Below are 10,587 nucleotides of genomic sequence, written 5' to 3'. Positions count from 1 at the left end.
AATCAACCAAAGGAATCCCAGACACAACCAACCCAACCACCCGGACGGGCAACCAGGCCAGCCATGCCACAGGGACAAAAAATTTGGCATTGACTAACAAGCACACTGTTGAGTTCTCAAACAACCGGCACACACCAACTCAGCACCACCCGACTGGGTGGAACCTCGCTTGGGGCAACCCTTCAACCTTACCAGGTCTTCCCCGGCTCCTCAACCCCGGCTGTTCGCCGTGATCCAGTCACCGTGGTCTTCCTCGTCGCGGGCAGAGAACACTCTACGCCATGCGGTGGAAGGGTTTCGACCCCGGGACCAGCCACCCTCGATCGTTCGAGGCGGTGTCTGTTCCTCCCTGTCGGGCCGACATCCAGAACATTACGCGGCCTCGCGCGACATGGTCAAGCCGCTCCCCGGTGACCCGGCCCACAGGGACGCTGCCGCTCCCCGCACGGCACGGCGTGCGGCCGTCGGCCCCGCTTCTTCCGCGCTCCCCCGGCGCCGCGCTCAGACCGTCGTCGCGAGCCGCAGGATCGCGCGGTCCCCCGGTCGGAGCTGGGCCGCGCGGTCGACGTCCCGCTCGCGGAGCACCCCGATGACGGGGTATCCCCCGGTGACGGGGCGGTCCGCCAGGAAGACGACGGGACGCCCGTCGGGCGGGACCTGGACCGCGCCGCGGACGAGCCCCTCGGACGCCAGCTCCCCCGGCCTGCGGGGCACCGCCTGGCCGTCGAGCCGCAGCGCGACGCGGTCGCTGTCGGGCGTCACGGTCCGCAGCGCGCGCAGCGCGTGCGCCGCACCGGGGAGGAACCAGTCGGAGCGCGGCCCGGGCAGCACCTCGAGCACCGCGCCCGCCCGCTCGCCGGGACGCGGCTCGCCGGGCGGGAACTGCACGGGGACGACGTCGGGCCACGGCCGCGTGCCCGACGGCGCGGCCCCGACCGCGACGACGTCGCCCGGCTGCAGGGGTCTTGGGCCGAGCCCGGCGAGCACGTCCCGCGAGCGCGACCCGAGGACTGCGGGTGGTCGGAGCCCGCCACGCACCGCGACGTAGGTCCGCAGACCGCGCGCCGCCACGCCGAGGCGGAGGGTCCCGCCGTCGGGCACCCGGACGGCCGCGTGCATGCCGACCGGGCTCCCGTCCACGCTGGCGGGGACCGCCGCCCCGGCCAGCGCGACGACCGCCCCGCCGGCGAACCGCACGGCGAGACCGCCGAGGGTGACCTCGACCGCCGCCGCACCGTCCGGGTTGCCCACGAGCCGGTTCGCGAGCGCGTACGACGCGCGGTCGGCCGCTCCCGACGGCCCGACGCCGACAGCGGCGAGCCCGGGGCGCCCCGCGTCCTCGACGAGCGCGAGAGGACCTGTCGCGAGCACCTCCAGGGCGCGCGCGGCCGGCGGCGAAGGGCTGGTGGTCCGGTCCTGGACGGCCTGGACGCGCGCGGCCCCCGCACTCCCGTGCTGCCGCTCCCTCCCCGGCGGCACGAGCGGGCCGCCGCCCGCGGCCACGGCCGCACGGACCGGCACGAACCGCACGCGCGCGCCGGGCGCGACGAGCGCGGGCGGGTCGCGGTCGACGTCGAACATCCGCGCGTCCGTGCTGCCGAGGAGGCGCCACCCGCCCGGGGACTCCCCCGGGTAGACGGCGGTGAGCCCGCCCGCGAGCGCCACCGAGCCGGCGGGGACGCGGGTGCGCGGGGTGGCCAGGCGCGGGGCGGCGATCGCGGGATCGACCCCGGAGAGGTACGTGAAGCCCGGCGCGAACCCGCCGAACGCGGCCTCGTACTCGCGGCCGTGGTGCCGCGCGACGACCTCCTCGACGCTCAGGCCCGCCCAGCGGGCGACGTCGTCCAGGTCGGGGCCGTCGTAGCGCACGGGGATCTCGACGAGCTCCCCGGCGCGGGCGGCGGGGCCGGTCGTCGACGCGAGCCGCACCGCCGCGCGCAGCCACACCCGGGCGGCGGGGACGTCCGCGGGCGTCGCGCAGCGCACGAGCACCGTGCGGGCGGCCGGGACGACGTCGACCACGCCGGGCGGCGCGTCGCCCAGGGCCCGGTGCAGCGCGCGCACGGCGGCGAGGTCCGGCAGGTCGACGAGCAGCGCGGCCTCGCCGAACGCGTGCACCGTCACCTCGCTGTCGAGGCCGTCGGCCACGTCGCGGACCGGCGACCCGGGAACGGGCGAACCTCCGGCCGTCACGGCACGGCGTCCGCGCCCGACCCGCCGTGCGGGGCGTCGACGAAGGGCCGCACGACGACCCCGGCCTCCTGGAGCGCGGTCCGCAGCGCCCCGAGCAGCCCGACCGCCCCGGGGGTGTCCGAGTGGACGCACACCGAGTCCGCCTCGACGCGCAGCGACGTGCCGTCCGCAGCCTCGACCGTGCCGGTCGTCACGAGCCGGACGACGCGCCGGGCGACCTCGTCGCCGTCGTGCACGACGGCGCCCGGCCGCCCGCGCGGGACCAGCTCGCCCGACGGCAGGTAGCCGCGGTCGGCGAAGGCCTCGCGGACGGTGGGCTGGCCCGCCGCGTCCGCGAGCCGCAGCACGGCCGAGCCGGGCAGCCCGACGACGGGCAGCGTGGGGTCGTAGGCGCGCACCGCGTCGACGACGGCCCGGGCCTGCGCCTCGTGGTGGACGATCGCGTTGTAGAGCGCGCCGTGCGGCTTGACGTACCGCACGCGGTCCCCGGCGAGCCGGGCGAACCCGTCGAGGGCGGCGAGCTGGTAGAGCACCTCGTCGGCGAGCTCGCCGGGGTCCACGTCCATGAACCGCCGTCCGAAGCCCGCCCGGTCCCGGTAGCTCACGTGCGCGCCCACCCGCACCCCGCGCGCGGCGGCGTCCCGCGTCACGGTTCGCATGGTCGTCGCGTCGCCCGCGTGGAACCCGCACGCGACGTTCGCGCTGGTCACGAGGCCGAGCAAGGCCTGGTCGTCGCCGAGGGTCCAGCGGCCGAAGCCCTCGCCGAGGTCGGCGTTGAGGTCGATGCGCGTCACGCGTCCATCATGCCCGGGACGCGCGCCCGGCGGGCTCCGCCGCGAGCCCCACCGCTGCGCCACCGCGGGGCCGCCGCGGTGCCCACCGCGCCGCGGGCGGGGACCACGGGCGTAGATTTCCTGGCATGCCGGACAACACCCCCACCGCCACGACGGCCGTGCGCCGCGCGACGCCGGCCGACGCCGCCGCGCTCGCGGACCTGGCCGCGCTCACGTTCCCGCTCGCGTGCCCGCCCGGCACGTCGCCGGACGCGATCGCGGAGCACGTCGCGACGCAGCTCTCGCCCGACCGGTTCCGCGCGTGGGCCGCGAGCGCCGCGCACGCGCTGCTGCTCGTCGAGGCGGCGTCGCCCGGCGCCTCAGCAGGAACGTCGGCGGGCGCGTCGGGAGACACGTCGCCAAGCACGTCGGCAGGCACGTCGGCAGGCACCGTGGAGACGGACGCCGGGTCGCCCGAGGCCCCGACCGGCCCGCTCGGCTACGCGCTGCTGGCCCGAGGCGTCCCCGAGGACCCGGACGTGGCGGCCGCCGTCGGGCCGGGCGAGGCGGTGGAGCTGTCGAAGATCTACGTGCACCCCGCCGCGCAGGGCACCGGCGTCGCGAGCGTGCTCATGACCGCGACGACGGTCGCCGCGGCGCTGCTCGGCCCCGGGCTCCCCCTCTGGCTCGGCACGAACGGGCACAACGCGCGCGCCCAGGCCTTCTACCGCAAGCACGGGTTCGCCGTGGTCGGGGGCCGGACGTACGTCGTCGGCGGGGAGACCCATGCGGACGTCGTCATGGCCCTGCCCCGCCGCTGACGGACGGGAGGTCCCGGTCGGGCTCGGCCTGCACCCCGGAGGGCGCCCGACCGGGAGGTCGGTGGGCGGCCCGTGCGGGCCGCGGTCGTCCGGTGGACGGTGGTCGGTCGGTCGGCTCAGTGGTCGTGCGCGTCCTCGCCGTCGGCGCCCTCGTGGCCGCCCTCGTCACCGCCCGTGTGGCCGAGGCCGAGGCCCCCGTCGAGCGAGTCGTCGGGGTGGACGGGCAGGAAGACGTGGACGTGGCCCTGGCCGCCGGTGGTCGAGCGCAGGTCGAGCTGGACGGCGGCGAGGCCCCACGTCTCGACGGCGCGCGTGCGCAGGTCGCCCGCGAGGGCGTACAGGTCCGGGGCCGCGGCGGGGTCGGCGCTCGCGGCGAGCCCGACGGCGTCGAGCGCGTCCCCGACGAGCTCGAGCGACGTGAGCATCCCGTTGCGGACGATGTTGTGCTCGGAGGAACCACTCGCGAGCGCCTCCGTCTCGGCGACGAGGCCGTCGACGGTCGCGCGCCACGCGGTGACGTCCGCCGGGTCCGCGGGGACGGCGCTCGACCCGTCGACGGGGAGCACCGCGTGGAGGCCGTGCAGGACGGGGACGAGCTCGGTCTGGAGGTACCGGGCGTGGTCGATCGAGGCGACGAGGTTCTCGGCGTCGCGCGCCTCCTCGGCTGCTTCCAGCTCCGCGACGCGCGCCGGGTCGACGGTGAAGCCCTCCTCGTCAGGTGCTGAGCCGCCGCGCGTGAGCGCGACGACCGCCGCGACCACGACGGCCACGAGCGCGAGCGCGCCGACGACGAGCAGGACGCGGCGCCACGGGTCGAGGCCCACGAACCACCGGCGCGCGCGGACGCGCGCCGGTGGCCGGGGTTCGGGGCGGCCGGCACCGCCCCGGTCGGCAGGGCGGGAGCGTGCGGGCGTCGTCGGGCCGCCGGTGCGGCCGGAGCCCGCCCGGGCTCCTCCCGCCGGGGTCCGGGTCGTCGGCGTCCGTGCCGAGGTGCGCTGTGCCACCTGTCGCTCCTGTCCTGTGGTCGTCCCGCCGGGCGCGCCGGCCCGGCCCGCGGGCCGGGCCGGCGCAGGTGGTGGCCGGTGACGGGAGCGGGTCGCCCGTCACCGGCCCGCCGTCAGCCGCAGCTCACGGCGTCGTACGGCACCTCGATCTCGGTCGTGACGTCGCCGAGCGTCGCCGTGACCGTCGCCGTGCCCGCCTCGAACGCCGTCGCGCGCGACGCGAACGACTGGTACGCGTTGGCGCCCACCTCGACCGCGCCGAACTCCTTGGAGCCGAACGGCGTGGTGAGGGTGACCGCGACGGGCGCCTCGTCGGCGTTCGTCGCGCGCAGGGCGAGGTACGCCTTGCCCGCGAGGCAGCGGGCCGAGGCGGTGACCTCGACGTCGACCGTGGGCTCGGGCTCGGAGTCCGTCGTGAGACGGAACCAGTCGAACGCCACCGTGACCGGCGTCTCCTGCTCCGGGCCGATCGCCATGAGGCCGACCTTCGTCAGCGCCGCGTCGTTGGTGACCGGGTCGCCCAGCGGCGTCCAGTTCACCCCGCCGTCGCTGACCCAGCCCTGGTACGTGCTGCCCACCTTCTCGAGCCGCAGGTACCAGTAGCCCGACTCGGTCGAGTCGGCGAGCTCGAGCTGACGGTTGCCGCCGTTGCCGAACTGGCCGCCCTTCTCCGAGACGAGCTCGGCGCCGAGGTTCAGAGCCGCGCCCGGGGCGTTCTTCGCGAGCACGTCGGCCTTGACGTAGTTGTCGTCGTCGCCGTACGCGATGAGGCCCGCGAGCTGCCACCGGTGCACGAGCGGCGCCTTGAACCGCGTCTCGACGACCCAGTCGCCCTCCGGTGCCGTCTGGAGGACGAAGTTGCGCGGGTCGTCGTTGTTGCCGGCGTTGATGTCGCCCGGCTGGGTCGTGATGCGCAGCTCGCCGTCGGCGACGGCGACCTTCGACCCGTCGTAGCGCACGACCGCGTCCCAGCGGCAGCCGTCGAGGGCGTCGCCCTCGAACTCGTCGCTCGGCTCGCGCTCGCCGTCGTCCGACCCGTCGCCCGTGACGCGCACGTGGTCGACCCTGGCGACCGAGTCGGCGGCCGCGGTGTCGCCGCCGGCCATCACGCCGAACGTCGCGCCCGGCTTCACGGGCGCCGAGCCCGCGAGCGCCGTCCACGTCTGGCCGTCCGCCGAGTACGCGGCCGTGATGGCGGAGCCGTCCGAGACGAGGCGCAGGTGGATCGCCGTCGGGAAGTCCCCGGCGACGTTCGTCTGGCCGTGCCACGTGCGGGCGCCGCCGGTCTCGGTCTGGAACTCGAGGAACCGGTTGCCGTTCTGGTTCTTCGTGAACGCGAGCTTGGTGTACTCGTCGTCGGTCACGTGGACCAGGAGGCCGGCGTGCTGCCAGTGCCGGGCGAGCGGGACGTCGAGCTTCGTCTCGAGCGTCCACGCGCCGGCGGGTGCGGGCTGACCGAGGTAGCTGATCGGCCCGGTCTGCGCCTCGTTGATGTCGCCCTGCACGACCGGCAGGACGGCGTGGCCGTCGGCGACGGTGATCGGCTTGCCGTCTGCCTGGCGGACGACCGTCCACCGCGGGTCGAGGGTGTCGCCGTCGAACTCGTCGGACGAGTCCGCGAGGCACTGCGGCGGGGTCTCCTCACCGGGTCCCCCGGTCTGCGGGTCGTCGTCGAACGCGAAGTCCTGGAACTCGACGGCGCTCGTGGCCGACGTGCTGTGCGCGGTGACGAAGAGACCCACGTCCTGCACGGACGCCGCACCCGGGAGGGCCTGGGGCTCCCCGATCTGCGTGAAGTTCTCGCCGTCCTTGCTCCAGGAGGCCGTGTACAGGTCGCCGTCGCGCACGATCCGCACCCACGCGGGGTAGCTCGTCGAGCTCGCGGCGGACGACGTGACGAGCTGACCGGCCGCGTTGCCGCGGAGCCATTCGAAGCCGCCGCTCGGGCGCATGCCCAGTGCGGCGTAGCCCGGCGAGTTCGCCGTCTGCGTCACGTCGTTGCGGACGATGATCCCGGCCTTGGCGGAACCGTTCGAGTTGCCCTGGCTGGTGATCTTCACCGTCGCCGACCAGTTCTCGTCGGCGCCCTGCTCGCGGTAGATGGTCGAGTACTCGTTGGTGCCCTGCCACATGTTCGCGCCGCCCGACGTGATGAGGTACTTGCCCTCGGCGAGCTGCTCGAACGTCCCGTTCGCGTTGGTGAAGGTCTTCATGCCCCCGAAGAGGTCGCCGACCTGCGCCACGACGACGCGGGACCGCGTGTAGAGGCCCTTGTCGTTGGTCGCGACCGCGGTCAGCTCGTAGTTGTTGTCCGCCGTCACCTCCCACGTGGCCTCGTACGGCGCCTCGGTGTCGGTCCCGATCGACTCGCCGTCGACGAAGAACTCGACCTCGGTGACCGTGTTCTCCGTGTCGTCGGCCTCGGCCGTGACCGTGATCTCGCCCTGCTCCAGGCGCACGCCCGCCTCGGGCGCGGTGATGCGCACCTTCGGCCGCGTCGTGGCGGAGACGCCCTTGCCGTCGGCCTCGACGAAGTTCAGGCGACGCTCGCCCGCGCCGGGGAACACGACGTAGAGCGTGAACGGCTCCCGGGGGTCGGTGACGTCCACGGTCACGTCGGTGAACGTGCCGAGACCCGTCTGCGGGACCTGGGCCGTACCGAGGAGCTCGCCGTCCGCGGCGTCGCGCCGCAGCTCGATCGTGCCCTCGGCCGCCGCGGCGACGCGCAGCGTGAGCGCCTGCACGCCGTACAGGCTCACCGGGTCGTACGACGCCCAGGCCCCGTTCGACCCGGTGATGACCGAGCCGCCGCCCTCGACGTCCCGGCTCGGGATCGTCGTGGTGCCGTCGGAGTCGGCGTGGAACTCCGCCTCGCGCTTCTTCGGGAAGATGAGCGTGGTGTCCGAGCCGGTGAGGGCCGGGACGTCGTCCACGCCGCCGCGGTCGGTGTAGCGCGCGTCGATCACGTAGAAGACGTTCATGTCCTCGCCGTGGCCGCCGCCGAGGCTCGTCGCGACCGTGCCCGTCCGGCCGTGCAGCGGCTCGGAGGGGTGCGCGTGCGCGTCGTGGCCGAGCGCGGGCTGGATGATGACCTGCTCGTCGTCGATGGTCTCGCCGTCCGGCGAGTCCTCGGCGTCCGTCACGGCCACGTCCCACGTGATGTCGTCGCCGAAGGTGAAGAACGAGCCGGTGGGCGGCAGGCCGAAGTCGACCTCGGGCCGCGTGTTGCCGACCGTGATCGGCACGGTCGCCGTGCCCACCTTCCCGGCCGGGTCGGTCACCGTGAGGCGGGCGTCGTAGACGCCGTTCTCCGTGTAGGTGTGGCTCGGGGCGGCGGACGTCGAGTCCGTCGTGCCGTCACCGTCGAAGTCCCACGCGTACGTGAGCGCCTCGCCCTCGGGGTCGGTGCTCCCGGTCCCGTCGAACGACACCTCGAGCGGCGCGATGCCGGAGTCGGGCGTCGCGACCGGCTTCGACACCGGCGAGCGCGAGCCCGACAGGTAGTCGATGCGGTGCAGGCCCGAGTTGGGGTTGTCGCGACCGAAGCCGCCGCCCCAGTCGAGCACGTACATCGCGCCATCGGGGCCGAACTTCGAGTCGATCGGCGCCAGGAACTGCTCCTGCGGGAGGAACGGGTTGACCTTCTCGACGTCGGTCACGCCAGGAGCGGCCTCGGGGTCCTTGAGGTCGATCGTGTACATCTTGTTCCGGGCCCACTCGTAGAAGAAGGCCTTGCCGTCGTAGGACGACGGGAACTTCGTGTCGGAGTCGAGCTCCGGGTCGTACTCGTAGAACGGGCCGCCCATGGGCGCGAGGCCTCCGCCGGCGGTGATGACGCCGGGCACCGACGAGCGCTGGTAGCCGTACCAGAGGTCCGCCGGCTGCGCGGCGGGGAGCTCGGTGAGGCCGGTGTTCTTCACCGAGTCGTTGACCGGGGCGTCGCAGTCGAAGAAGTCACCGACCGTGACCGGGCTCGTGCGGTAGTCGACGTCGCGGAACGGCTCGTTGTTCCCCATGCACAGGGGCCAGCCGAAGAAGCCGGGCTCCTTGATGAGGTTCCACTCGGCGATGCCGGCCGGGCCGCGGTTCGCCGTGTTGTCCGACCCGTTGTCGGGCGAGTAGTCGGCGACGCCGAGGTTGCCCGTCTTCGGGTCGATGGTGAACCGGAACGGGTTGCGGAAGCCCATCGCGTAGATCTCGGGCAGCGTCTTCTCGGTGCCCGGCGCGAAGAGGTTGCCCTCGGGGATCGAGTACGTGCCGTCGTCCTCGGGGTGGACCCGCAGCACCTTGCCGCGCAGGTCGTTCGTGTTCGCCGACGTCGCGCGCGCGTCGTGGAACGTGCCGTCGCGCTCGGAGATCGGCGCGTAGCCGCCCGACGGCTCGGAGTGCGGGTTCACGTCGTCGCCCACGCCGATGTACAGGTCACCGGTCTCGTGGTCGACGAGCAGGCCGCCGCCCGTGTGGCCCGGCTCGTCGGGCAGGCGCCCGGCCGGGATCTCCAGGAGGACCTTCTCCGACGCCGGGTCGATCACGGTCGCGCCCGGGCCGTCCGACGACACCGTGAACCGCGAGACGCGGTTGAAGAAGTTCGCCGGGTCGGAGTCGTTCGCGCTCGCGGGCGAGTAGTACTGGTACAGGTACCCGTTCTCCGCGAAGTCCTTGTCGAGCGCGATGCCGAGCAGGCCGTCCTCGCCGCCCGAGTACACGGGGAGGGTGAGCGCCGTCGTCGTGTTCTGCGTCCGCGGGTCGTAGACGCGGACCTGGCCGCGCACGAGCTCGGTGTAGAACACGCGGCCGTCGGGCGCGACGTCCATGCCGAAGGGGGCGCTCGTGTTGGAGTCGAGCGCGACCTTCTCGAACGAGCCCCAGTCGGTTCCGCCGCAGTCGCCCTCGACGAGGCCCGCCGCCCACTGCACGCCGCCGACGACGTGCTGCACGAAGTCGGGCTCCTGCGTGTAGTGCGCCCCGAAGTGGCCCATGCCCGTCATCCAGGCACGACCGCCGTCGTACGGCTTGCACCAGGAGATCGGGTGGTCGTAGCCCATCTTGTTGCCGCCGGCGTCGTACGTCGTCTCGTCCATCGTGGCGAGGACGTGCGCGCTGCCGCGGACGTTGGCCGAGAAGTTGTACCACTCGTCCGCGCGCGTCCAGCGCTGGGACAGGTGCTCGGTCGACGGGTGCGTGCGGTCCTCGACGCGGACCGTGCCGGGCAGGCCGGGGCTGTTGCCCGTGGCGGCGTGACCGGGCATGAGCGCGCCGATCATGTCGTCCCACCACTGGTAGCTGCCGCGCATGTCGGTCGCGTTGTGGATCGCGACGATGCCGCCGCCCGCCTGCTGGTAGCGCTCGAGCGCGGCCTTCTCGTCCGCGTTCCACGGGTCGCCCGACGTCTGGAACATGACCAGGGCGTCGTACTGCGCGAGGTTCTCGTCGGTGAACACCGAGGAGTCCTCGGTGTGGTCGGACTCGATGCCGACCTCGGCGAACGCGGCCTCGAGCACGGGCGTGCCCTGCGTGATCGCCTCGGTGTGCCGGAACTGGGTCGTCTTGGTGAAGATGAGCACCTTGTGCTCTTCGTCCGCGGGGACGGGGTCGTCCGCGGCAACGGCCGTCGTGACGGGCGCAAGCGTGAACGCGAGCGCCCCGACGGTCAGTGCGGCGGCGACCGATCTCGCCCTGCGTGGGCGTCGTGCAGTCATCGTGGTGCCTCCAGGGGCATGACGTGCGGGCCCGGACGTCGTCGTCCGGGCAGGGTGGTCGTCATCCCGCGGCGTGCCGGCGCCGGCGGTCGTCTGC

At 74.1% G+C, this 10,587-nt stretch carries 5 protein-coding genes; 1 reads left to right on the top strand and 4 read right to left on the bottom strand.

The window, feature by feature from the left end:
- Positions 1–501 precede the first annotated feature (501 nt).
- Positions 502–2,148 carry a 5-oxoprolinase/urea amidolyase family protein gene (locus GWJ10_RS19385; RefSeq protein WP_241005908.1) on the bottom strand — a complete coding sequence of 549 codons (1,647 nt, stop codon included), beginning with the start codon at positions 2,146–2,148 and terminating at the stop codon, positions 502–504.
- A gap of 41 nt (positions 2,149–2,189) precedes the next feature.
- The gene (locus tag GWJ10_RS19380) at positions 2,190–2,987 is read right to left on the bottom strand and encodes a 5-oxoprolinase subunit PxpA (RefSeq protein WP_061269471.1); all 798 of its coding nucleotides are present in this window, start codon (positions 2,985–2,987) and stop codon (positions 2,190–2,192) included.
- A gap of 125 nt (positions 2,988–3,112) precedes the next feature.
- Here GWJ10_RS19380 and GWJ10_RS19375 point away from each other — a divergent pair, with 125 nt between their 5' ends.
- Positions 3,113–3,787, top strand: coding sequence for a GNAT family N-acetyltransferase (locus GWJ10_RS19375; protein ID WP_163188940.1), 675 nt, complete (start codon positions 3,113–3,115; stop codon positions 3,785–3,787).
- Between the two features lie 116 nt (positions 3,788–3,903).
- Here the strand turns inward: GWJ10_RS19375 and GWJ10_RS19370 are convergent, their stop codons facing one another.
- On the bottom strand, positions 3,904–4,791 hold the full coding sequence (locus GWJ10_RS19370; RefSeq protein WP_163188939.1) for a hypothetical protein: 888 nt from the start codon (positions 4,789–4,791) through the stop codon (positions 3,904–3,906).
- Between the two features lie 113 nt (positions 4,792–4,904).
- Positions 4,905–10,490: a ThuA domain-containing protein gene (locus tag GWJ10_RS19365; RefSeq protein ID WP_163188938.1), complete on the bottom strand. Its 5,586-nt coding sequence runs from the start codon at positions 10,488–10,490 to the stop codon at positions 4,905–4,907.
- Between the last annotated feature and the right edge of the window lie 97 nt (positions 10,491–10,587).

This window comes from Cellulosimicrobium sp. SL-1 (assembly GCF_011033075.1).
In the GTDB taxonomy this organism is placed as follows: domain Bacteria; phylum Actinomycetota; class Actinomycetes; order Actinomycetales; family Cellulomonadaceae; genus Cellulosimicrobium; species Cellulosimicrobium funkei.
This window is presented reverse-complemented; position numbering and strand designations above follow the sequence as displayed.

What these genes read in the sequence shown, in the direction of transcription:
- GWJ10_RS19375 (WP_163188940.1), top strand. Translation starts at nt 3,113, where the DNA reads ATGCCGGACAACACCCCCACCGCCACGACGGCCGTGCGCCGCGCGACG.
- GWJ10_RS19365 (WP_163188938.1), bottom strand. Translation starts at nt 10,490, where the DNA reads ATGACTGCACGACGCCCACGCAGGGCGAGATCGGTCGCCGCCGCACTG.